This window comes from Thermus composti, from assembly GCF_014647535.1.
Classification (GTDB): domain Bacteria; phylum Deinococcota; class Deinococci; order Deinococcales; family Thermaceae; genus Thermus; species Thermus composti.
Genome location: NZ_BMPJ01000030.1, coordinates 1 through 19,169, shown reverse-complemented (window position 1 = coordinate 19,169; position 19,169 = coordinate 1). Strand labels below are relative to the sequence as shown.

Annotated in this window: 35 protein-coding genes; 7 read left to right on the top strand and 28 right to left on the bottom strand. The window is 65.2% G+C overall.

Annotation, left to right across the window (positions count from 1 at the left end; translation table 11 throughout):
* Positions 1-23: 23 nt before the first annotated feature.
* From IEX93_RS10015 to IEX93_RS09925, 19 genes are all read right to left on the bottom strand, one after another.
* Positions 24-1,058, bottom strand: a complete 1,035-nt coding sequence (locus IEX93_RS10015) for a hypothetical protein (protein ID WP_188848058.1) — start codon at positions 1,056-1,058, stop codon at positions 24-26.
* Between the two features lie 8 nt (positions 1,059-1,066).
* Positions 1,067-2,134, bottom strand: coding sequence for a hypothetical protein (locus IEX93_RS10010; protein ID WP_188848057.1), 1,068 nt, complete (start codon positions 2,132-2,134; stop codon positions 1,067-1,069).
* Positions 2,131-2,580, bottom strand: a complete 450-nt coding sequence (locus tag IEX93_RS10005; protein ID WP_188848056.1) for a hypothetical protein — start codon at positions 2,578-2,580, stop codon at positions 2,131-2,133. Before IEX93_RS10005 ends, IEX93_RS10010 begins: the two co-directional genes overlap by 4 nt.
* Positions 2,559-2,768 (bottom strand): hypothetical protein, encoded by a 210-nt coding sequence (locus IEX93_RS10000; protein ID WP_188848055.1) that lies wholly within the window; start codon positions 2,766-2,768, stop codon positions 2,559-2,561. The genes IEX93_RS10005 and IEX93_RS10000 overlap by 22 nt, the downstream gene beginning before the upstream one ends.
* A 111-nt stretch (positions 2,769-2,879) precedes the next feature.
* Complete coding sequence (locus tag IEX93_RS09995) at positions 2,880-3,308, bottom strand: class III extradiol ring-cleavage dioxygenase family protein (RefSeq protein ID WP_188848054.1); 429 nt, start codon at positions 3,306-3,308, stop codon at positions 2,880-2,882.
* Positions 3,305-3,535, bottom strand: a complete 231-nt coding sequence (locus tag IEX93_RS09990) for a hypothetical protein (RefSeq protein ID WP_229906169.1) — start codon at positions 3,533-3,535, stop codon at positions 3,305-3,307. The genes IEX93_RS09995 and IEX93_RS09990 overlap by 4 nt, the downstream gene beginning before the upstream one ends.
* A gap of 271 nt (positions 3,536-3,806) precedes the next feature.
* Positions 3,807-4,037: a hypothetical protein gene (locus IEX93_RS09985; RefSeq protein WP_188848053.1), complete on the bottom strand. Its 231-nt coding sequence runs from the start codon at positions 4,035-4,037 to the stop codon at positions 3,807-3,809.
* Positions 4,037-4,573: a DUF2959 domain-containing protein gene (locus tag IEX93_RS09980; protein WP_229906168.1), complete on the bottom strand. Its 537-nt coding sequence runs from the start codon at positions 4,571-4,573 to the stop codon at positions 4,037-4,039. Before IEX93_RS09980 ends, IEX93_RS09985 begins: the two co-directional genes overlap by 1 nt.
* Positions 4,574-4,682: 109 nt before the next feature.
* Positions 4,683-5,021: a hypothetical protein gene (locus IEX93_RS09975; protein WP_188848051.1), complete on the bottom strand. Its 339-nt coding sequence runs from the start codon at positions 5,019-5,021 to the stop codon at positions 4,683-4,685.
* Position 5,022: 1 nt separating this feature from the next.
* Positions 5,023-5,538 carry a hypothetical protein gene (locus IEX93_RS09970; RefSeq protein WP_229906167.1) on the bottom strand — a complete coding sequence of 172 codons (516 nt, stop codon included), beginning with the start codon at positions 5,536-5,538 and terminating at the stop codon, positions 5,023-5,025.
* A 10-nt stretch (positions 5,539-5,548) separates the two neighbouring features.
* Positions 5,549-6,415, bottom strand: coding sequence for a hypothetical protein (locus tag IEX93_RS09965; RefSeq protein ID WP_188848050.1), 867 nt, complete (start codon positions 6,413-6,415; stop codon positions 5,549-5,551).
* A gap of 9 nt (positions 6,416-6,424) precedes the next feature.
* Positions 6,425-6,943 (bottom strand): hypothetical protein, encoded by a 519-nt coding sequence (locus IEX93_RS09960; protein WP_188848049.1) that lies wholly within the window; start codon positions 6,941-6,943, stop codon positions 6,425-6,427.
* A gap of 17 nt (positions 6,944-6,960) precedes the next feature.
* Positions 6,961-7,389, bottom strand: coding sequence for a hypothetical protein (locus tag IEX93_RS09955; RefSeq protein ID WP_188848048.1), 429 nt, complete (start codon positions 7,387-7,389; stop codon positions 6,961-6,963).
* A gap of 242 nt (positions 7,390-7,631) precedes the next feature.
* Complete coding sequence (locus IEX93_RS09950) at positions 7,632-8,309, bottom strand: AAA family ATPase (RefSeq protein WP_188848047.1); 678 nt, start codon at positions 8,307-8,309, stop codon at positions 7,632-7,634.
* Complete coding sequence (locus tag IEX93_RS09945; RefSeq protein WP_229906166.1) at positions 8,310-8,498, bottom strand: hypothetical protein; 189 nt, start codon at positions 8,496-8,498, stop codon at positions 8,310-8,312.
* A gap of 2 nt (positions 8,499-8,500) precedes the next feature.
* Positions 8,501-8,944 carry a hypothetical protein gene (locus tag IEX93_RS09940; RefSeq protein ID WP_229906165.1) on the bottom strand — a complete coding sequence of 148 codons (444 nt, stop codon included), beginning with the start codon at positions 8,942-8,944 and terminating at the stop codon, positions 8,501-8,503.
* A 128-nt stretch (positions 8,945-9,072) separates the two neighbouring features.
* Entirely contained in the window at positions 9,073-9,273 is a 201-nt protein-coding gene (locus IEX93_RS09935) for a hypothetical protein (RefSeq protein WP_188848044.1), read from the bottom strand.
* On the bottom strand, positions 9,270-9,821 hold the full coding sequence (locus tag IEX93_RS09930) for an N-acetylmuramoyl-L-alanine amidase (protein ID WP_229906164.1): 552 nt from the start codon (positions 9,819-9,821) through the stop codon (positions 9,270-9,272). Before IEX93_RS09930 ends, IEX93_RS09935 begins: the two co-directional genes overlap by 4 nt.
* Positions 9,793-10,236, bottom strand: a complete 444-nt coding sequence (locus tag IEX93_RS09925; protein WP_229906171.1) for a hypothetical protein — start codon at positions 10,234-10,236, stop codon at positions 9,793-9,795. Before IEX93_RS09925 ends, IEX93_RS09930 begins: the two co-directional genes overlap by 29 nt.
* A gap of 232 nt (positions 10,237-10,468) precedes the next feature.
* Here IEX93_RS09925 and IEX93_RS11805 point away from each other — a divergent pair, with 232 nt between their 5' ends.
* Positions 10,469-10,597: a hypothetical protein gene (locus tag IEX93_RS11805; RefSeq protein WP_268239083.1), complete on the top strand. Its 129-nt coding sequence runs from the start codon at positions 10,469-10,471 to the stop codon at positions 10,595-10,597.
* 106 nt (positions 10,598-10,703) lie between these two features.
* Here the strand turns inward: IEX93_RS11805 and IEX93_RS09920 are convergent, their stop codons facing one another.
* From IEX93_RS09920 to IEX93_RS09880, 9 genes are all read right to left on the bottom strand, one after another.
* Positions 10,704-11,288: a hypothetical protein gene (locus IEX93_RS09920; RefSeq protein WP_188848043.1), complete on the bottom strand. Its 585-nt coding sequence runs from the start codon at positions 11,286-11,288 to the stop codon at positions 10,704-10,706.
* A gap of 76 nt (positions 11,289-11,364) precedes the next feature.
* Positions 11,365-11,565 (bottom strand): hypothetical protein, encoded by a 201-nt coding sequence (locus IEX93_RS09915; protein ID WP_229906163.1) that lies wholly within the window; start codon positions 11,563-11,565, stop codon positions 11,365-11,367.
* 515 nt (positions 11,566-12,080) lie between these two features.
* Positions 12,081-13,040, bottom strand: coding sequence for a phosphoadenosine phosphosulfate reductase domain-containing protein (locus IEX93_RS09910; RefSeq protein ID WP_188848041.1), 960 nt, complete (start codon positions 13,038-13,040; stop codon positions 12,081-12,083).
* A 108-nt stretch (positions 13,041-13,148) separates the two neighbouring features.
* Positions 13,149-13,520 (bottom strand): hypothetical protein, encoded by a 372-nt coding sequence (locus IEX93_RS09905; RefSeq protein ID WP_188848040.1) that lies wholly within the window; start codon positions 13,518-13,520, stop codon positions 13,149-13,151.
* On the bottom strand, positions 13,517-14,749 hold the full coding sequence (locus IEX93_RS09900) for a hypothetical protein (protein WP_188848039.1): 1,233 nt from the start codon (positions 14,747-14,749) through the stop codon (positions 13,517-13,519). Before IEX93_RS09900 ends, IEX93_RS09905 begins: the two co-directional genes overlap by 4 nt.
* A 47-nt stretch (positions 14,750-14,796) precedes the next feature.
* A complete protein-coding gene (locus IEX93_RS09895; protein ID WP_188848038.1) occupies positions 14,797-15,048 on the bottom strand; it encodes a helix-turn-helix domain-containing protein in 252 nt (83 codons plus the stop codon).
* The gene (locus IEX93_RS09890) at positions 15,036-15,299 is read right to left on the bottom strand and encodes a hypothetical protein (protein WP_188848037.1); all 264 of its coding nucleotides are present in this window, start codon (positions 15,297-15,299) and stop codon (positions 15,036-15,038) included. The genes IEX93_RS09895 and IEX93_RS09890 overlap by 13 nt, the downstream gene beginning before the upstream one ends.
* Positions 15,300-15,407: 108 nt before the next feature.
* Positions 15,408-15,584 (bottom strand): hypothetical protein, encoded by a 177-nt coding sequence (locus IEX93_RS09885; protein ID WP_188848036.1) that lies wholly within the window; start codon positions 15,582-15,584, stop codon positions 15,408-15,410.
* Complete coding sequence (locus tag IEX93_RS09880) at positions 15,577-15,768, bottom strand: helix-turn-helix domain-containing protein (protein ID WP_039459759.1); 192 nt, start codon at positions 15,766-15,768, stop codon at positions 15,577-15,579. The genes IEX93_RS09885 and IEX93_RS09880 overlap by 8 nt, the downstream gene beginning before the upstream one ends.
* 69 nt (positions 15,769-15,837) lie before the next feature.
* On the opposite strand from IEX93_RS09880, the gene IEX93_RS09875 reads away from it, so the two are divergent.
* From IEX93_RS09875 to IEX93_RS09850, 6 genes are all read left to right on the top strand, one after another.
* Entirely contained in the window at positions 15,838-16,542 is a 705-nt protein-coding gene (locus IEX93_RS09875) for an XRE family transcriptional regulator (protein WP_124105036.1), read from the top strand.
* Entirely contained in the window at positions 16,539-17,153 is a 615-nt protein-coding gene (locus IEX93_RS09870; protein ID WP_188848035.1) for a hypothetical protein, read from the top strand. The genes IEX93_RS09875 and IEX93_RS09870 overlap by 4 nt, the downstream gene beginning before the upstream one ends.
* Positions 17,154-17,301: 148 nt before the next feature.
* Positions 17,302-17,478, top strand: coding sequence for a hypothetical protein (locus IEX93_RS09865; protein ID WP_188848034.1), 177 nt, complete (start codon positions 17,302-17,304; stop codon positions 17,476-17,478).
* Between the two features lie 110 nt (positions 17,479-17,588).
* Positions 17,589-17,855, top strand: coding sequence for a hypothetical protein (locus IEX93_RS09860; protein WP_188848033.1), 267 nt, complete (start codon positions 17,589-17,591; stop codon positions 17,853-17,855).
* Positions 17,848-18,204, top strand: a complete 357-nt coding sequence (locus tag IEX93_RS09855; RefSeq protein WP_188848032.1) for a HEPN domain-containing protein — start codon at positions 17,848-17,850, stop codon at positions 18,202-18,204. Before IEX93_RS09860 ends, IEX93_RS09855 begins: the two co-directional genes overlap by 8 nt.
* Complete coding sequence (locus tag IEX93_RS09850) at positions 18,204-19,133, top strand: tyrosine-type recombinase/integrase (protein ID WP_188848031.1); 930 nt, start codon at positions 18,204-18,206, stop codon at positions 19,131-19,133. Before IEX93_RS09855 ends, IEX93_RS09850 begins: the two co-directional genes overlap by 1 nt.
* The last annotated feature ends 36 nt before the right edge of the window (positions 19,134-19,169 follow it).

The following is a 19,169-nucleotide window of genomic DNA, read 5'->3' as shown; positions in this document are numbered from 1 at the left end:
TGTATTTACCCAAGCCCCCTTCTTTATTGGCGTGTCAATGGATATGCGGGTGAATATCCGAAAGGGGGGGTCTGTATTAGGACTGACGCTTGTCTACTCCTACCTGAGGGCGCGCTGTAGGAAAGGCCTTTGTTGGGGCTATTTGTCGTGAACTTATTGGTGGTATGTATATACGTTAGCGGAGCAGCGTTGCTTGAAAACCCGACTGAGCCCACTCCTGCGATAGAACCACCTCGGGCTAGCGCATCCACCACAACGATGTCTCCTCTGCGCTGGCGATACGTTGAGTCAGCAGATGATAGTAGAATACCAAAGTAGTTAACGTTGGGATGAGTGTTCAGGCTGTCAAGGGTGCTGAACATCCCTGTTGGCAGAAACTTCGCCGTCCTAATCCCCGGCCCGTCTCCTCCGATGTTTACAGATACGTTTTGCGCCGATGTGGGCGACACGGTAACCTTGTACCGGTAAATCAGCCTCAACCTTTGGTCTGTAGCCAGCGTGAGCACAATGGGGTTGCCAAGGCCATCTCTGAACAACTCGCGCGTCATGAGGGGGCCGTTGTAAGTATTCACCGGCGAAAAGCCCCACTCCGTCAGGTTGAGCCCACCCACCTGGGCTTCAGTGAACTCAAGGACACGGCGGATGTTGTACTCCCCGTAGGTCGCTAGAGCTTCTATTTCGTTGGATTCCCCGCTTGGTACGCTGTTCGTCCTCCTAGGGCTACTTGAAGTTCCAATCTCGTTGGCCAGCTGGGTCTGAGTAGGGTCTGGAGCCGTGGAGCCCGTCCCAACGGCGGCGTACTGGGAAGAGCCGACGAAGCCGTACTGGGGGATGAGTGTGTCGTAAAACCAGTTCAAAATCAAGTTGTGTTGCTCCCCTTCCCTCTCGGGAACCCATATATCTGCCTTCCCCTTACCTCCGGGGCCGAAGGACAGCTTCTCCCGATACCGCCCCACCTGCCAATGGAGCCATTGAGGCCGTATGCGGGCGCCGATTTCCAGGGGCGGGGGAAGGATGGGCCGTACCACTATCCTGGGGATTACGATGCGCTTATCCATGTTTCACCTCACACGTAGTAGTTCCACTGCACAGGGGCGCTGACCGAAGCCGAAGCGGCCACGTCCACGCCTCCGTTGTAGACCACCACCACCAGCGGGTAGTTCCAGGCCGTGGGGGCGGCAACCGAAGCCGAAGCTGCCACCTCGGTGCCAAGGTCTTTGACGACCACGATGGGGATGTAGTTCCAGGCCGCTGGGGGGCTCATAGTGGCCGAAGCGGCCACTTCAGTCCCAAGGTCTTTGATGACCACGATGGGGATGTAGTCCCAGGCCGTGGGCGGGCTTATACCTCCCGAGGCCGCCAGTTCCACCCCCACGTCCTTGGTAACCACGATTGGGATATAGTTCCAGTCCACTGGGGCATTGACCACCGGGCTAGCGGCCACATCGGAAAGGTAAACCGGGTAGAGATCGGTGCGAAGGACCAGGCTCGTGGTGTCGGGGTCCGCGTCCAGGCTTCCCAATACTTCAGCCTGGTAGGGGAGGGCGAGGGCCTGGTCCAGGTAGGCAGGGCCGGGAAGGGCCTGCACCACACGGGGGTTAGCGTATAGTTCTCTCTGCACCCGCATGATGACCTGAGTCCGGTCAGGGGAAAGGTGAAAGAAAAGGACGTCCGAGCCCCCCAGGAAGTAACCCACCTCGTAGTCCCACAGGAGCACCGGATCTACGCCGGGGAAGGGCCCCCGCATGGTGTAGGCCCCGGCCACGGGATCCCACTGCTGCACAAAGACTTGGCCCTCACGCTCGTAGGCCACCACGTGGCGGGCGGCCTGGTCAAAGCAGAAGGCCAGATGGCGCACCTCCCGGGCAGGGTGGGGAAGAGGGGGTACCTCCACCTCAATCCAGACGGCCACGTCTGGGCCGCGGGGGTCGTCCAAGGCCCAGGGCCCTTCCCCCGGCACCTGAGCTTGGAAAAGACGGAGGCCCTTCGCCCGGTCCAGGACCGCCATCCACAGGTAGCCCAGGAGGGTCCTAAAGGAGTTGTCCCCGGTCACGCCCATAGCCCGGGGCCCCCGGCTGTAGCGCACCTCCGGGAAGTACCCTTTGCCCCTTTTGCCCGCCTGGACAGGAATCATTGCATCAGAATCTGCACCTTGGCCGGCCCTTCCCCGGCGTCCCGGACTTCCAGAATCTCTAGCGCCCAAGAGAGGTCCAGAGCGGCCGCGGGAAGTAGGTAGTACGGGCCCACCCGTTGGGCCCCGGTCTCAAACCACAAGGCCGCCTTGGCATCCCCTATGTTGACCACGTGCCCCCGGGTGGCGGGTTTGCCCAGGAGGCCCGCCACGTCAACTCGCTTGGCCTCCCCAGCCGCTTCAACCTGGGCGATGAGGGGAAGCCGGAGGGGGTCATGGCCCATCAGGGCCCGAGAAGGCCTCCCGTACTCGTAGCCCAAGATGCGCTCAATGGCCTCCAGGGAGGCCTTTATACAGGCCATTTCCGCCTTCATTTCTTCCAGGGCCACCTGGCCCTGGGAGATGAGGCGCTGGATTTCCTCTGGCTTCAAACCCAAGAGTTGGAGCATGTCCTGCCCTCCTTGGGCTCAGGCTGGGGGGCAAGGTCTGACGGCGTCAAGGCCTTGGTGGCCAAAAAGGCCAGCAGAGCCAGGGCCAGGATGTAGACCGTCAGGACGCCCAGGCCCACCCCCACCCCCTGCTTGTAGGCCTGCCAGAGGCTCACCCGGTTCTGGACCACCTCAACCTTTTCGCCCATCGCCACCGCCTACCACCGCACCAATCAGGGCCAGGATGAGGAGCACCCCTACCCAGATGAGGGTGCCCCCCACCACGAAGCCGGCACCGAAGCGAAGGCCATCACCAAAGCTCATTTCCCACCTCCCACTTTTTGCTCCATGCCCATGGCCCGGATGCGGGCCAAGGCGGCCTCAATCTGCTTCTGGGCTATGTCCCGGGGCAGGCCGGGGGCCATCTGCTGCAGGGCTTCTATGGCCTCCTGCAGCTTGGCCTGGGCCCGGGCCGCAGGGTCGTACTGACTCCCCACCTTCCGCCACTTCTCCTCCGTGGCCAGAACCGCCTGCTCGGCCAGCTTGGGCACGCGCTCGGAAAGCCACTTCTCGTAGTTGGAAAAGAGCATGCGCACCGCCGCCGCGAGCACGGGCCCCACCACGGGGATCGCAGAAAGGAGCCGGGTGATGGCCCCGGCCAGGAGGGCGATCAGCCCCGCCGCGAGGAGGGCCTGCACCAGCCAGATCACCCAGGTCTGCCCCGAAGGTACAAGGTCATGCCAGCTCACACCATCACCCCCAATCGCTTCACGCCCCCACGGCCTTGGCACCCGCACGGCGTGGGGACCACCGTGCCGTCATTGCAGGTGGCGATCACCTGAGGGCACACCCGCACGTCCGGGTTAGCGGGGGAGGGGGCGGTGGAGGACCCGGAGGGGCTAGCCTTCCACCTGGCCACGCCCATCCCCACCACCGCCCCCGCCACGACCGCCACCAAAAGCCAGAGTCCCTTCACGCCCACCCCCTAAAGCATCGGCGCTACCGGGAGGGGTCTCGGGATCCGCCACGCGCACACGCTCGGCGCCAGCCGGCAAAGCACGCTTTCGTCCATCCCCGACAGGCCCGGGAAGAGGTTCCCGCCCCCTTCATCCAGGCCGCTGGAGGGCGGGGGGCTGGGCTGAGCCGGCGCGTCCTGGGACGGTTTAGACTCCCCCGCGCCTCCCTTCCCCAGCTGGTAGGCCACGTAGGCCGCCACGCCGAAGCCCACCAAAGCCAAAAGCAAGGTCTTACTCTCCATTCTGCACCTCCTTCACTCCCCTCAGCCGAAGGCCCTGGCGCAGGGCCTGGGCCTCCACCGCGTTCACCAGGCGGGAAAGGTAGTAGTTTTGGCGGCGGGCCTGGTCTTCAAGACGCTCTAGGCGCTGGCGTAGATCCGCCATGTCGCGGAAGACCAGCTTGAGGAAGGCCACAAAGGCCACCGCCCCCAGGCCCATGTCCAGGACGTCCTTCCACTCCATCAGCAGAACACCCCCTGGGACTCCAGGTCAGCGATCCGCCGCTCCAGCTCCATGGCTTGGGCCTTCGCTTCCTCGTATTGGCGCTGGGCGGCCTCGTACTGTTTCCTCAAGTCTTGCACCTGAGCGTAGCCCTGGGCGATCTGGGCGTTGATGCGGTCCACGTCTTGCCAGGTAGACCTATAGATCCCGTCCCGCTTTTCCACTTGACGCCCGGCCAGCGCCGCTCCCGTTTTGGCGTAGGCTATGCAGGCGTTGAAGGCGCTTTGGTTTGTCTGAACGCCCGTCACCTCCATCCACTCGTTGAGACCGCAGATGATGAAGCCGTTGCAGCGATAGGTGTACACGGGCTCCTGAGCGTAGGTGCGGCAAGCGCCTTCAATCAACCCCTCGAGGTCCCGCATCTTCTTCTGAGCGTCCGCCATGAGGTCCTGAAAGCGCCGGAGTTGGGACCGGTACCCGGTGAGGACCTGGCAGAGGCTGGTCCGGTCCGTGCCCGCCTCGGGCTGGCCCGTAACGCCGGGGTGCACGGGTACCATGGGCGGCGCTCCTGGTACGGTCGCCTCCGCCTTCGGCTTGGCTTTGGTATAGAGGTAGGCCCCCCCCGCAACCAGGGCTACTCCTCCTACAACCAAAAGGGGCGTTGCGCTACTCATGGCTCATCCTCCAAATGGCCAGTCCCAGCAGGCCAGCCCCCGCCGCCAAGAGCAGGGCGGCTTGGCCGGTGCGGGCGGCCTGGTAGTTGTAGTAGATTCGGGTGCGCTGGGTGGCCTGCTGCCAGTAGGTAGCGTCCCGGGCCGCCGAAGCCGCGGCCTCCTGAGCCCGGCGCCACTCCGCCCAGGTGGCGATGGCCCCGTCCACCAAGCTCCTCGTTTGCCGTTCCTGGCTTCGGGCCACCTCCTCCGCGGCGCGGGCCTGGCGGTCCACGCCCATCCACTGCAGGACGCCCCCCATCAGGTTCCCCAGGAAGCCCAGGACCGCCTCCATCTCACTCCTTCAAGAGAAGCACCAGGGCCACCACCCCAAGCCCCACTACCGCCACCCACACCCACGCGGGCACCGCGGGCTGGACTTGGATGGAGGCCAGCCGGGCCTCGGCCTCGGCGCGGGCCCGCTCGGCCTCGGCCAGTCGGCGCTGAATCTCCAGCTGCGTCCGCTCCTGTTCGGTCAGGATGTAGGGGTCAATGAGGCTGTTCAGGCCGGCCAGGCTCTGCAGGAAACGCTGCACGTCCCCCCAGAAGGAGCCGTCCCCTCCCCCGGAGGAGGGGCCGGCGTCCAGCAGGGTATAGGGCGGCTGGTAGCCCGAAAGGCTCGGGGGGGTGTAAGAGTTGGAAAGGCCGAAGCCCGAGGAGCCGGAAGACCCCCCGGTCAAGGAAGGGTCCCCCAGGCCGGACCCGGTGTAGGAGTTGGAAAGGCCGAAGCCCGAGGAGCCGGAAGACCCCCCGGTCAAGGAAGGGTCCCCCAGGCCGGACCCGGTGTAGGAGTTGGAAAGGTTGAAGCCCATGCCCACCCCCTTAGAGGCCGCCCCGGTTCTCCAGCTCCGCCAGGGAGAGTAGGCGGCCCTTGTCCAGGACGTCCACCCGCCGGGCCAGGGCGGCGATGTGGACGTAGTGCCCAGCCCGGTCATTCCAGACCATGGGCACGGTATTGGTAAAGACCTCCAGGACCAGCCTAGTGCCCGGCACCAGCTCCACCTGCTGGGGCCAGGCGATCATGGTCTCCAGGCTGTTCTGGTCAATGGAGTGGAGGGTGGCGAAGGACTGGTTGAACACGGTAGCGGTGGAGTCATCAATGCCCCCGGCGTCCCTGGCCACCCGGAAGCGCATCTGGCCGTCCCCGTGGGTGTAGTAAATCTCAATGGTCCCGGTGATGCCCGCCGGTTCAGTGAAGGTCACGTTGCCGGTGGCGTAGTCAATGGCGGTGATGGTCAGGCGCTGCCACACGCCGCCCACCTGGGCCCACACACTGACCTCGGGGTGGTAGGCAGTGGGCAGAGAGGGCTTGGCTTGGGGCGTTTCCACCAGGAAGGGCAGGTTGACCGTGCGGGCTCCGGGGGAAGCCAGGTTTTGCCCGGCCACGGTCTTCTGGCCCTTGAAGTAAAGCCGGAGGCGCCGCTCCCCGTTCATGATGCGGAAGTGGGCGGTCTCGGGGGTGCGCATTTGGGCCAGGGCAAACCACTCCCCGGGCCTCCACGCCAGGCCCACGGGATCCAGATCCTCCTCATCAATCCACTGGGAGGACCATCCCGAGGCCTGAATCGCCACGGGGGCGGGCTTCAAGACCTGCTGGGGCTGAGGCTGAGGCTGGTGAACTACCGGGGTATCCCGGAAGACATCCAGGCCCCTACTCAGCCCCTTGCGGATGCGGTCCAGAAAGGTCATCCTCACCTCCTACGCCGGGTTGGAGTTGTCCACGCCAATGGGAAGCTCCAGCCTGGTCCTGGGGTCGTTCAGGTCCAGAGTCACGCCGGGATCGGCTTCCACATAGATCTCCAGTATGTCCCCCTCCTTGAGGAGGAACCCCGCGGGAGGGGTGTCAGCCCGCAAAGGGGCCAGGGTCGCCAAGATGTTTTGGTAGAACTTGGCGTCCCGCTGCTGGGCCTCGGAGAGGTCGTAGTAGGAAGCGTACTGAACCTTCCCCAGGAACTCGGGGAAGTCAAAGCCTTTCGTCCTCCTGGCCAGGAAAACGTCCGTGGAGTGGGGCACCTGGTTGCCCGCGGTGTCGTAAAGCTTCAAGACGACCGGCACGGGGTTGGGGATTACCCACGAAGCCCCCGCGGGCACCACAAAGCGGGCCACCAGCTGCTTCTGCCGGCCGGTGTAGGCCTGGTAGTCGGGCCCGCCCTTGAGGATGGTGATGGGGCGGGCGTTGGGCCTGAGCGCCTTGATCCGGTTGAAAGCTTCCTGCATCTTCTATCCCCCTTCTTTCAGTCAATGTCCAGAATGGCCATGACCAGGTTCGCGAAGGAGCCTGCGGCCAACCCTAGGCCGATGTAGTCCACCATGGGGTCATCCGTGAGCTTGTTGTTGATCAGAAGGGACCCCACGACTACCCCCGCCAGGTTGAGCAGAACCCGGTTCGTCCTGGCATTGGGAACCTCCTTCGTGGTGTCGGGTACGATGTTGCCCTTTTCGTCCGTCTTGACGTCGTAATAGTGGATCCGCCCGTCAGGGCCCTTGGCCGCCCAGCCAAACAGGTCCCTCCTGGAGGTGTAGAGCGCCTTGCGGGCCAGGTACCCCGCAAGCACCCCCACGCTCACGCTGACCACGATGGGGTTCTGGACTACCTCTAGCGGGTTAGAGGTAGTTGCCAGCTTCCTCATGTCGTTTGCCGCTTGCACTGCCGCGTCTGCCATTTACCCTCCTTGCACGCCCTCAGCCTGAGTAGGGAAGAAGAGGTTTATAAAGGGCGGGGCGGCCGGGTAGGGCGGCCAAGAGGAAGGCCATACGGCCGGCCGCTGTGCCCGGGCACAGCGGACAAAGAGGCTTCTGCTCGGGAGGCCTCGGGCCTAGGAGGCCTCCTACTAAACCCGTCAGTAGATGTCGGGAAGGAGGCTTCCCGGTCAGCCGGCCAGCCGGCCAGGGAGAAGGAGGCCTCCTACGTCAGGCGCACCCAGACCCTTCGCCTAGGGTCCCTCGGGTCTCTAAGCACCAGACCGGCCTCCTCTCGGTCCAGGTTCTTCACCGCGTACTCGGGGGGCAGGCCTCCCTCGGGGCGCTTCAGGTCCCGCACCCTCTCCCCCAGCTCGGGGAAGTGCTCCGCCACCGCCCGCACATCGTTGGGCTCGGTGACCCGGAACGTGACCAGGTGGCTGGCCTGCTTCCTCACGCCCGGGTCTATTCCCCCCGTGGCCCCCTGGATCATCTGGGTGATGAAGATGGCGTTGTGGCCCAGCTCCCTGCCCCCGGTCAGGACCTCAAAAAGGCCCTTGGGTACGGCCCCGCGGGGAAAAAAGTGGTAGGCCTCATCCACCACCAGAAGGACGTCCCGCAGGCGCATGATCTCCTGGCCCAGGGCGTCCAGAAAGGGGCGGGGGTCGTAGCCGGTCACGTGGAAGATGACCCGCCGGTGCTTCCGCAGGGCGGGCCCTGGGTCTCCGGTCTCGCTGACCCGGAAGCGGCCCTGGGCCAGTTCAGCGAACTCTGTCTTGCGGTTGACGACCACCAAATGGCGGTACCGCCCCTCCATGCGCCGGATGACCTCCCGGGCCAGGGTGCTCTTCCCTGACCCGGACTTGCCCACGATGAGGAGGCGGAAGGTCTGCCTACCGCCCATTTACGCTTGGTAGGCCCGCCACAGCTCCCACCCGGCCCAGGCGGCCAGGGCGAAGGCCACCACCGCCTGGGCGGTCTCGCACCGGGGGCAGCCCTGGCCCTCCCGCAGGTTTTTGAGCCGCCCCAGGCCGAGGTACAGCCCGCCGGCCAGGACGGCGATGGGAAAGGCGTTCTGCTTTACGAAGTCCACGCTCACCTCCTTTTTCTTTTCGTCATCCTTTTCAGGTCATCCTCGAGGTTGATGCCCCGCTCCTTCATGATGGCCGCGATAGCCCGCTTTTCTACTATGTCCCCACCGCGCCTTTGGAACATAGCCATGAGCGCCGAAGTTGACTTCTCCCTTAGCCGCTCTTCCAACTCCTTTTGCCGCCTGCGGTTTTTGGCCGTTGCTTTGCCCCCTTTGGCGGCTATAGCGCTCCGATGGGCCTTTTCCATCCGCTTTGCCCACTCCCCTGACCTACGGGCCTTCAAGTAGTCTTCCGCCGCCAGGCGCTTGACCTCCTCTTCCCACTCCTTGATCTGCCTCAGGGTCTCCTTGTCCCCACGAAGCCGGGCCTCCCGCTTCATGCGCCTAATGTCGGGTGGGGGCAGGAACCGCACCCGCACTACCCGGCCCCGCTCCTCCACCTTGACCACCTCGTGGTCTTTGTAGACCCTGGCCGGGGAGGGCAGAGGGGACAGCTCTACCCGTTTAGGCTTTTCAGGCGGCGTAGCGAAACGCCCCTTAGCGTCCCGATAGACTACGCGGCAGACCACCTCGCGCCTCATGCTTCCCCCCGCAAACCCCGCAACGTCAGGGCCAACCGGGCGGCCCGGCCCAGGCTGTCCTTCCGCTTGGCGATCTCCCTCAGGACCTCTACCCGGATGGTTCCTCTTTGCGTAAAGCCCTCTTGCCCGTAGACCCGGGCCACGTAGCGCCTCAACCGGCCCGGGCGCTTCACCGCCTCCTGTATCCACCGTCTCACGCCACGTACCTCCGGGCAAACTCAACGATGGGGCTGGCCACGGCCTGGGCCCGGGCAATCCGCTCTTCCCGGCTGGTGGGCTTCGTAGGCCCGAACTCCACCAGGACCGCCGGGCCCGGGAAGTCGTCTATGTATAAGCGGCCAAAGCGGCTTGCGCTGCTGGGGAGCACCCACGCGTTCGGCCCCAAGGCGGCGGCGATGGTGCGGGCCAGCTCCTCGGACCCTGGGCGAGGGGAGTAGTACACCCCGGGCCGGGTGGCCGTGGGGATGTCGTGGTGCACGGCCACGAAAAGGCGGGCCCCCAGGCGCCGGGCCCGGGCGATGCGCTCGGGAAGGGGCACGGTCTCATCCGTGGTGCGGGTAAAGCCCACGCGATACCCCAAGCGGGCCAGGTACTCCTTCAAGGTCAGGGCCTGGGCCAGGTTGAGATCCGCCTCCCGGGTGCCGGTGGCGGGATCCACGGCCCCGGGGTCACTCCCGCCGTGCCCGGGGTCCAGGACGATATAGGCCCCAGAAGGGCTAAGCTTGGGCCGGTTCAGCACGAGCACCACCCCCAACGCCAGGAGGAGGGCTAGAATGCCGGATCGCTTGGACCGCACGGGCACCTCCGTAGGCCGATAGGGCCACCACCACGCCCCCCAGGAGGATGCGAAGCCAAGGGGGAAGCTGCTCCAGTCCCCCCATGCCAGGAAGGCGGTTGCGCCCTATGCCGTACTGAGCCAGGGCCTCCCCCACCTTGAGCATGTCCAAGACCTGGGCGGGGGGAAGCATGGGCAAAACGCCCCGCTGGAAGGCCTCGGTGAAGGCCTGCACCTCCTCGGGAGTCTGCAGGCGTAGCCCGAAGACCAGGATCCAGGTAGCGGCCTGGACCAGTTCCGCCCCGGTGAAGGGGATAACAGGCTCGGGCTCCGGGGGGAGGTCCGAGAAGGAGGCCTCCTCCCCCTCCAGGGGCGCGAAGCCCATCACGGAATCGTCAGTAGAGGTCGGGGGTAGAGGTTCCCCCGCTGACACCGGGCCCGGCTGGGGCTCCGGCTGAGGGTGTAGGTTCTCCACCAGTTCCTCCTTTCATTCCAAGGGCCATGCCCACCAGAACGATGGCCCCGGCTCCAAGGGCCGCTAGGAAGCCCCCAATGGGGAGCCTGGGCCGGGGGGCGGGGCCAGGTTGAGGCTGGGGCTGGGAGGCCTCCGGCTCCGGTTGGGGCTCAGAGGAGGCCTCCTTGGGCCTGGCCACCACCGGCTGGGAGGCCACGGCCTCTTCCAGAACGGGGTCCAAGCGCCCCTCTTCCAGGGGCACGGCGTGGACCTCCTGGGCCTGCCCCTCTGACTCCGACTCCAACACGGCCTTCTGGCCCAGGACCTCTTCCGGCAGGGTCAGGCGAAATCCCATGGCCTACCTCCTCTTACCCTTCTTCCTCGCCTTCTTCCGCTTCCTAGTAGGCATACCTCCTCCTCCTTCTTCCGCCCAAGAGGGCCAGGGCTACCACCCCTAGGGCGGCCAGGCCCAAGGCCCCCGCTCCGATACCCGCCCCCGCCACCGCCGCTGCCCGGGCTGGGGCGGGCACCAGCTCCACCGCTTCCTTCAACTCCGCCACGATGCGCCAGATCAGGTAGAGGATGGCCACCACCGCCGCCGCGGTGAGGAGCGCCGGCAGGGCGGGAAGAAAGGCAGGCTGGATCAGGCCGTCATAGGTGGGGGCATAGTCCATGGGCTGGGGGCACCGGATGGACCCGCATCCGCCCCCGCCATAACTGGGGGGCACGGCCCAGGGGTCAGACGTGCTGGCAGACTCCGAAGACCCCGCGGGCTCTACCCTGATCTGCACCACCCAGTCCCCGGCCCGCTTTCCCCAGTCCAGCACCCTTACGTTCCCGTACTTGGCCCTAAGGGCGCGCTCCAGGTCAGCCCGGGTAACCCGGCTCAGATCCCCCGACCGGGGGGAAAGCACCAGCTCGTAGGTCCGACCGGGTTTAAGGGGGGCGTGGGGATCTATGGGCTTCCGCTGGTACTGGGCCACGCCTCCAGGCTCAAAGCTCCTTCGCGGCAAAAAAAGGGCATAGCGGCCGGCCGCTATGCCCGGGCATGGCGGCCAGTTAGCGCTGGCCGCGGATAATCCGGGTCACGATCTCAAAAAGGGCGGCGATCTTGGCCGCCGCCCCTTCCCCGATTCCGGGAAGAACGGTTAGGTCATCCACCTCCATACCTGCCAAGCGCCGAAGATCCCCCCCGGTTTCCGCCACGATGGACCGGGCCGCCTCCCGGTTGCCCAAAAGGGCGTAGAGCAAGTCTTCCATGGGCAGGGATGACGGAAGCACGGGATCGCGCTTACGGGTCATCAGCCTGACCACACGCCTACCTGGCCGCCTAGTGATGGTTGGCATGGGCATATTCTAAAGCAAAAGGTGTCACTCCGGCATTTCCAGCCCCTGGCAGGTATCTAGGCCCACGTGGACGTCCCCTATGCCCGGGCGGGGAAGGACCAGGCGGCACTCCACGCCCGTGCAAGCGTCTTCCACACGGGCTTTGACCTCCCCGCCCGGCCACCGCGCCCACACCGTGGAGGCCTCCCCGTCATAGCGTAGCCTGACCTCGCCGCCGCTACGCGTTGCCCACGTGATCCGGCCGCCGCACCCGGGCGCTTGGGTCTCAGGAGGGGTGAGCAGGACCACCTGGCTCTGGGGGGCGCTTTGGCCTTCCTGCCCGGCCGCGGGGGCCGTCCCCCGAGGCCAGATAGCGGCGAAGTAGGCCCCTATGCTTACCAAGATCACCAGACTCAGCGCCGTATTCCGGGACATGATCTCCTCCTAGGCTACCTCGTCCATGGACCTCCGTTTATGTTGGACCCCCAAGACTCCCGAATAAGCGCTTCCTCCTCAGGGGTCATAAGCTTCACCCCAACCCGCTCCTCCACCTCCTTTAGCCTCCGGTAGACCTCCCGCCGGGCCTCCAAGGTGAGCCGCCCGGGCTTGCCGTCCTTCCGCTTCACCCGGGTCTCGGGGCCCCGCGTCCAGGACCACAGCCACTCCCGGAACTCGTAGAGGGGGCGCAGGTGGGCGTGGCCGTTTTCCAAGGCCCGCGCCATGGCCCTGTCCCGCCGCACCACGGTGCAGGTCCAGCACCCGAAGCGGGTGTCCCGGCCCCCGTACACCCCTTCCAGGGCGCCCGTGGGGTAGCCCAAAGTGGGGGCCACCAGGTTCAGGTAGTCCCACACGAAGCACTCCCGCCAGAAGACGATGGGGGCCACGTAAAGAGCGTTCAGGCGCTTGGCCTCCTGGAAGAGCACGCCCTGACCGCACTCCCCGCCCCGGGAGCAGGAGAGAAGGAGTCTACTATCCCGGGCGTCCGACTCCCCGAAGCGGACCCCTGTGAGGATGGCCTTCTTCCCCGGAAGGCTCTGGACCAGGCGGTCCATGGGGGCGATCTTCAGCCGCTTGGTACACCAGCGGAAGCGGTTGTGGGGCGGGGGGTAGCCCTTGCCGATGAGCTGGACCCAGAAGCTCTCCTCCGGGAGCGGTTTGGCGATGTGGACACCGATCTCGGGGTGGAGCCCTTTCACCGCCTCCAGGAACCCCAGGGCCTGGGCGTGGAGGGTGGGGATTTCCAGCCTGGTGTCGGCGTAGACCACGTGGACCTCCACGGGCTTTCCCCGCCGCTTCCACCACTCCAGGGTGAGAACGGCGGTAGCGGTAGAATCCTTGCCCCCGGAGTAGGTGAGAACGAAGGTTTCGGCCCCCTGGGCGAGGGCGGCCTCGAAAGCTTGCTCAGCCATAGTCACGGCTCCCCCGAGGTCCAAAAGGGGGGAGGGATTGGCCGAATCGGTCAAGACCTCGAGCGGTATTTCCGTACTCAGCGCCGTATTCCGGGACACGGTTTCCTCCTAGGCTACCTCGTCCATGGACCTCCCCTCCCAGACAAGGGGGTCCAGCTCGCACCGCAGGACCAAGTAGGCCCTGGGCCCCTTGGGAGGCCTAGGATCCCGGCCGCGGCGCACTTCAGGGTCCCCCTGGGGCACCAAGCCCATGTGCCGGGCCAGGGCCAGGATCTCCCTTGGGTCCTCCTTGCCCCCGGGGCGCCGGATGGCCAGGAGGACAGGCCCATCCTCCGGGGCCTTGACGAAGACCTGCACCCCATCCGATGGGCTTGTGGGAATGGAAAGGCGGACCACCCGCCCAGGTTCGCTCAGGGCCTCATCCACCAAGGACATCAGCACGTCCCGTATGGCCGCCAGGTTCACCCTATCCAGCCTCATACCGCTACCCCCACCTTGAAGCCCTCGTAGGGCCGCACCAGTTCAAACCAGCCTTCCCGCCGCAGGAGGGCCTGGGCGTAGGCCCCCGGGCTCCTGGCGAAGCCGTCCCGCCTCGCCTCCTGGGCCATCAGGACCACCCGGAGGAGGACCCGCATGGGCCCCTCCCCTCCCCCGAAGACCACGACCTTGAGGGCCGCCCAGGCCACCTTGAGCCACCAACGCAGGCTCTTCTGGTCCCCCAGGGCCTGGGCGATGGCGGACGCCACGGCCTGGGCCCACTTCTGGCGGCCGTTCCTGCCCCCCGGGATGGAAGCCGCTCGGAGCAGTTCCCGAATGTCCCGGGCAGTGTCGGGATATATTAACGGGGTCTTTTTGCTTTCCCAGGTGGCTAACGGCTTACCCACTACGCTACGGAGAGTTACCCCTTCACCCAGGAGAAGACCCTCTTTATATCCCGACATTGAGTCTGGGGCGCTCACCCCCCGCCGGGTCCTGCCCTCCCGGGCATCCTCCCCCAGGTCCCGCCAGGGGAGGGCCAGGTACGGGGCCAGGACCTTCATGGGCCGCCCAGGCCGGACCAGGGGGCGCACCCGCACCCGCCAGAGGGTACCCCCTCTTACCGCCTGCTCCTGGCCGATGCCCTGGCCCGAGGTATACCAGGTCTCCCAGGCGATCCACCACCGGGCCACCTTGCGGTACCGCTCATAGCGGGGGTCGTTCAGCCACCGCTCCACGGTGCGCTCGGACACCCCCAGCATCTCAGCCACCTCCCACTGGGCCAGAAAGACGTGGGCCTCCCGGGAGGGGTCCAGCCGGGCCCCTTCCCGGATGGCCAGGGCCACCAGAAGGCGCACCAGGGGGGCCAGGGGGCCCAGGCGCTCCAGGTGGCCCCACTTGGCCAGCAGGGCTTCCGCCTTGCTCAGGTAGCCCTGCCATTCAAACTCCCGTACCTCCCGCCAGGTGGTCAGTTTTTGGACCGGCTCCGCCTCCCTAGGGGCTTCCGCCGGGCCTTGCGGGGGTAGGGGGGCAGGATCATCCGCCGGAGGAGACGCGGGGGGCGTAGCGGCCTTCTGGTGCGGGGGGTTTTCCTCGTCCTGGACGCTCTTCTCATCGTGGGCCTCTCTTTCCTGGCGCTCCTTCATGGCCCGGTAGGCCTCTTCCAGGGCCTGGGCCAGCTTGGGGTTCTTGGCCTTCAGAGCCTCGAGCTTGGCGCGGGTTTCTGAGTCCATAGGGTCCTCCAAAAGAAGCCCCCGGGGGGCAAGCCCCGGGGGGCCTATTAGCCTTCCGCTCCCTCAGACAAGGGCACCTCGCCCACAAGGCGCATGGACCGCGCCGGCGCCTCCGGCTCCGAGGCCACCCGGCCGATCCACTCCTCCAGCCACTCCTGGGTGGTGTACCGCCGCTTCCCGAGGCGGACGTGCCGCAGGTGCGAGGGCCGCCCGGGCATGGCCCGCATGGCCTCGTAGATGTGGGCCACGGGCACCCCCAGGTACTCCGCCGCCTCCCGAACGGTCATCAGGCGTGCCATAGCTCCTCCTCCCCAATGCCCAGCTCCCCCTGCAAGGCCACCAGGGCCTCATCGGGGTCCGAGGTCCAAGGGCTCCGGGCCACCACCCGCCGGCCGGACCGGTAGACGCCCTCCCGGATCACGGATGCCTCGGCGCGGTACCAGACCTCCCCGTCCCGGGGGCCGATCTCCCGGCGAAGGCTCACGATGTAGCCCCGCCGTGCCAAGCGCCTCATCCTGGCCTTCCACTCGGGCATGACCATCACGCTCATCCCTTCACCTCCCCACGGGGACGTTGGCCAGGGCCCAGAGGAGGATGAGCCCCGCCAAAACGCCCCCCATCACGTCCAAGCCCCAGCTCCAAAGCCACTTCGGAACCTTCACCGCGCACCTCCCACGGCCAGCACCACCAGCACCGCCACCATGAGCCCCGCCAGGAAGGCCATGGCGGCGGCTAGGGCGGGCCCGGGCTGGCCGTACCGGGCCCGCACGTAGACGCCCAGCAGGGCGTAGAGGGCGAGGGCGAGGAGGAAGTAGGGGGCCGCCAGCTCAATCACGGCTACCCCCTTTTACCAATCCATTGGTATCTGCGTTCAAAAAAAGGTCCAGGTCTTGCTCCGTAATCCTGTAACCCTTGCCTAGTTTGCGGGCTCGCAACCTGCCGTTCTTTATCCATCTCAGCACGGTGATGCGGCTGACCTTAAACATGCGGGCTACCTCGTCTACCCTGTAGACCTGCATACCCACACCTTACCAGCACATTAATGATTAGTCAAGCATTGGTAACGATGCGCCTAGTAAAGTGAGGGCATGCTTCTCCAATACATTGGAGACGTGGCCGTGAGGGTTAAGTCTAGGCCGCCATGGGCCGAAGCTTTGCGCAGAAGGCGCGAAGAACTAGGCTTGACCCAAGAGCGTCTAGCAGAACTGACTGCTTTGGATGGACCGGAGCCTCTAGTCTCCCAAACCATGATTTCCGCCTTAGAAACAGGCTCCAGTTTGCCCACCAAGCTTCAAGCGGAACGCCTATTTGCTTTGCTTCGCGCCCTCCGCTGGACCCCGGAGGAGTTCGCCGAAGCCACGGGCCTGGACGTGCCCCTGGTCTACCGCCCCTCGGGGGAGCCTCGGGAGGATGTGGTCTGGGTGCCCGTGGTGGGCTCCGGCGTGGCGGGGCGGCCTTGGCCCGAGTCCGGGAGCATGCCCGTCCCCCGCCCCCTGGTACGCCCGGGCTCCGTGCTCATCCAGGTGGAAGGGGACTCCATGGACACCGGGGAGGAAGACGGTCTCCGGGACGGAGACCTTGTCCTGGTGGACCAGAACCTCAAGGAGCTTCGGGAAGGCCGGGTCTACGCTGTGGAGATCATCGGGGACGGCATCACCATCAAACGGGCCCGCAAGCTTGGCAACCGCTGGATTTTGATTTCGGACAACCCGAAAGGCCCGCTTTTGGAACCCGAGGAGGTGCGCGTGATTGGGGAGGTCTACCGGAAGATCAGCATCCGGGAGGTCAAATGAGCATCAGGACTTTTTTCCTTTTTGTTGCCTTTGCTCTTTCTTCTTTGGGGTTAGTGCAAGGTTCTCTAGAGGAGGCTTACCTAGGATACCCGCTCTTGAAGTGGGCTTGCGTCAATGAGCAAAAGGAGCCGCGGGTGTCTCAAGGAGTCAACACCTGCGTTCTGATGGTGAGCCCACCCCCCGGGGCCGTGGATGCGCAGGAAGTTCAGTTTGAAGCCTATGTTTCCTATAGCTACATGATAGGGTCCGAACCCGATTGGTATCTGAAGGAGGGCGTGGACGGCCCAGTAAAGGTAAGCGCGCCTTTAGCCTATGGAGAACGCCGCTTTGAGGTCTTCCGGGTGCTCAAACCCTACAAAGAAGCCCTTTTGCCGGTGCTCCAAAAGTGGTTTGACTGGTCAAAGGTGGCAAGCTACGTAGAAGCTGCTTCCGATGCGGTCTATACCGGTTTACCCACGTCTATTCGGGACGTAGCAACCTCCGTCCTTTTCGTCCCTCTGCTTAACGCCCAGCGCAAAAGGGCTTATCCTGGCGGATCCCTCACAGTTACCCTCTGGGTACGAGTATGCGGGGTGGAGCATTGCACCCGCGCATACCGCATTCGTTTTTGATAAGGAGGCCCCCATGCCAGAGGAGAAAACCCCCGAACCCACCCAGGAAGGCCAGAAAGGCCCTTACAGGCAAGCCATTGCCGCCCTTGACCCTTATCGTGCGGCGCCCATCTATGTGAGCGGCCTGAGCGTTACCCGCAGGCCAGACGTGCGCCTCTTCTTCATGGCCATCTTCTCCGGCATGCCCCTGCCCGCCGGGCCTAACCAGTACGACCTTCACGAAAGCCTCATCGGCTCATTCGCCTTGGACCCCGTCAACGCCCGGTTCCTTTACGAGAACCTGGGGGCTTTTCTGAAGGCCCTGGAAGAGGAGGAAAAGAAATGAAGGCGGAGTTCGGCCAGTCCAAAAGCAACTACGGGCAGGCTCGCGCCTACTTTTACATGCCCCAGTTCACCACCAGGCAGGCCTTGGGAAAGGTAAAATCGCATAAGCCTATGCCCCCTACCGAGGTCAGCTCCCTCCCGCCAAACCTTTCCTGGGCCTTGGCAGCCGCCTTTGAGGCCCTGGAAGTCCTCAAGCGTGAAGGCCTCATCACGAGGTATGACCAGGAGCCCTTTGAGGAAGAGGGCATCTACCACCTAACCGCCTACGCCAAAGACCCCAACAAGGTGGATAGGGAACTGGGCCGCTTATCTGCCCGTCTTTCCCTTGAGTTTGACCTGCCCCTCTATGTCCTTGTTTCCCGAGAGCCAGATGCCTAGGCCGGAGCAACATAGGAGACAAGCCCACCACAACGAAGGGGTGGCCTCCAAGCTAGAGGCTATCGCCATAGACTGGGCTATCACCGCTTACTTTTACACGGCCGCTCACCTGGCAAGGGCCTACCTGGCCGAAAAGGGTTACTCCTTCAAAAATCACGGAGAGGTTGACAATCACTTGAAGGAAATGGTGAAAAAAGGTTCACTTAGCCAAGAAGCCTACGAAGCTTACGTGAACCTCTACCGAAATGGTCGCCGAGCACGATACGACTGCGAGCTACCAGAAGATCTGAAAGAGGTCCTGGACCAGACCAAGCTTGACCTGCAAACGTTCAAGGCCGCAGTTCCCTAATGAGCCGCCGCCGAGGTAAGGGGGAAGGAAGCATCTTCCAGCGCAAGGACGGACGCTGGGCGGGCTTCGTAACCCTGGGCTACACCCCGGACGGCAAGCAGAAGAAGGCCTGGGTCTACGGCCGGACCCGCCGGGAGGTGGCGGAAAAGCTGGCCCGCCTCCTTCCCAAGGCGGGAAGCGCCTGGGTGGCGGACCCGGGGGCCATCCGCCTCGGGGACTACCTTCACACCTGGGTAGAGCAGAGGGCGGCCACCAAAGGCCTCCGGCCCACCACCGTACGCAACTACCGGGTGTACCTCAAGCACGTGGAGCCCCTGGCCCACCTGCCCCTCAAGCGCCTCAATCCCTTGCACCTCCGGGGCCTCATGGCGGACCTGGGCCACCTCTCCCCCTCCGTGCGCCGGCACATCTACCAGTTCCTTCGGGCCGCCTTTCGGGACGCCGTGCGGGCCGGCCTCTTGGACCAGAACCCCATGGAGGCCGTAGACCCGCCCAGAAGCGGGTTTGTCCGCCCTGCCCGGGCGTGGCGGCCGGACGAGGTGGCCAGGTTTTTGGAGGCCGCCAAAGGCCACCGCCTCTACCCCCTCTTCGCCCTCATGCTGGCCACCGGCCTCCGGCCCGGGGAGGCCCTGGCCCTCCGCTGGGAGGACTGGGAAGGGGAGACCCTGCACGTGCGCCACACCCTCCTCCGGGACGGCACCCTCGGGCCCACCAAGACCCCGGGCTCCAACGGAACCCTCTACCTGGACCCCGCTACCCAAGACCTCCTCCGGGAGTGGCGGGAGCGCCTGGAAGGGGAGAAGGAGGCCTCCCAGGACTGGTTGGATCACGGCCTGATGTTCCCCAGCATCAAGGGCACGCCGCTGGAGTACGGCAACTTCAAGCGGGCCTTCTACCAGGACTTTACCCACATCTCCGTTTCGTGGTAAATCTCCCCTTGCGGGCGCAGCCCGTATCTGGTACCG

Coding starts and splice junctions, on each gene's coding strand:
- IEX93_RS10015 (WP_188848058.1), bottom strand. CDS start 1,058: ATGGATAAGCGCATCGTAATCCCCAGGATAGTGGTACGGCCCATCCTT.
- IEX93_RS10010 (WP_188848057.1), bottom strand. CDS start 2,134: ATGATTCCTGTCCAGGCGGGCAAAAGGGGCAAAGGGTACTTCCCGGAG.
- IEX93_RS10005 (WP_188848056.1), bottom strand. CDS start 2,580: ATGCTCCAACTCTTGGGTTTGAAGCCAGAGGAAATCCAGCGCCTCATC.
- IEX93_RS10000 (WP_188848055.1), bottom strand. CDS start 2,768: ATGGGCGAAAAGGTTGAGGTGGTCCAGAACCGGGTGAGCCTCTGGCAG.
- IEX93_RS09985 (WP_188848053.1), bottom strand. CDS start 4,037: ATGGAGTGGAAGGACGTCCTGGACATGGGCCTGGGGGCGGTGGCCTTT.
- IEX93_RS09980 (WP_229906168.1), bottom strand. CDS start 4,573: ATGGTACCCGTGCACCCCGGCGTTACGGGCCAGCCCGAGGCGGGCACG.
- IEX93_RS09975 (WP_188848051.1), bottom strand. CDS start 5,021: ATGGAGGCGGTCCTGGGCTTCCTGGGGAACCTGATGGGGGGCGTCCTG.
- IEX93_RS09970 (WP_229906167.1), bottom strand. CDS start 5,538: ATGGGCTTCAACCTTTCCAACTCCTACACCGGGTCCGGCCTGGGGGAC.
- IEX93_RS09965 (WP_188848050.1), bottom strand. CDS start 6,415: ATGACCTTTCTGGACCGCATCCGCAAGGGGCTGAGTAGGGGCCTGGAT.
- IEX93_RS09960 (WP_188848049.1), bottom strand. CDS start 6,943: ATGCAGGAAGCTTTCAACCGGATCAAGGCGCTCAGGCCCAACGCCCGC.
- IEX93_RS09955 (WP_188848048.1), bottom strand. CDS start 7,389: ATGGCAGACGCGGCAGTGCAAGCGGCAAACGACATGAGGAAGCTGGCA.
- IEX93_RS09950 (WP_188848047.1), bottom strand. CDS start 8,309: ATGGGCGGTAGGCAGACCTTCCGCCTCCTCATCGTGGGCAAGTCCGGG.
- IEX93_RS09925 (WP_229906171.1), bottom strand. CDS start 10,236: ATGGGCTTCGCGCCCCTGGAGGGGGAGGAGGCCTCCTTCTCGGACCTC.
- IEX93_RS09915 (WP_229906163.1), bottom strand. CDS start 11,565: ATGGAAGACTTGCTCTACGCCCTTTTGGGCAACCGGGAGGCGGCCCGG.
- IEX93_RS09910 (WP_188848041.1), bottom strand. CDS start 13,040: ATGGCTGAGCAAGCTTTCGAGGCCGCCCTCGCCCAGGGGGCCGAAACC.
- IEX93_RS09905 (WP_188848040.1), bottom strand. CDS start 13,520: ATGAGGCTGGATAGGGTGAACCTGGCGGCCATACGGGACGTGCTGATG.
- IEX93_RS09900 (WP_188848039.1), bottom strand. CDS start 14,749: ATGGACTCAGAAACCCGCGCCAAGCTCGAGGCTCTGAAGGCCAAGAAC.
- IEX93_RS09895 (WP_188848038.1), bottom strand. CDS start 15,048: ATGGCACGCCTGATGACCGTTCGGGAGGCGGCGGAGTACCTGGGGGTG.
- IEX93_RS09890 (WP_188848037.1), bottom strand. CDS start 15,299: ATGAGCGTGATGGTCATGCCCGAGTGGAAGGCCAGGATGAGGCGCTTG.
- IEX93_RS09880 (WP_039459759.1), bottom strand. CDS start 15,768: ATGCAGGTCTACAGGGTAGACGAGGTAGCCCGCATGTTTAAGGTCAGC.
- IEX93_RS09875 (WP_124105036.1), top strand. CDS start 15,838: ATGCTTCTCCAATACATTGGAGACGTGGCCGTGAGGGTTAAGTCTAGG.
- IEX93_RS09870 (WP_188848035.1), top strand. CDS start 16,539: ATGAGCATCAGGACTTTTTTCCTTTTTGTTGCCTTTGCTCTTTCTTCT.
- IEX93_RS09860 (WP_188848033.1), top strand. CDS start 17,589: ATGCCCCCTACCGAGGTCAGCTCCCTCCCGCCAAACCTTTCCTGGGCC.
- IEX93_RS09855 (WP_188848032.1), top strand. CDS start 17,848: ATGCCTAGGCCGGAGCAACATAGGAGACAAGCCCACCACAACGAAGGG.
- IEX93_RS09850 (WP_188848031.1), top strand. CDS start 18,204: ATGAGCCGCCGCCGAGGTAAGGGGGAAGGAAGCATCTTCCAGCGCAAG.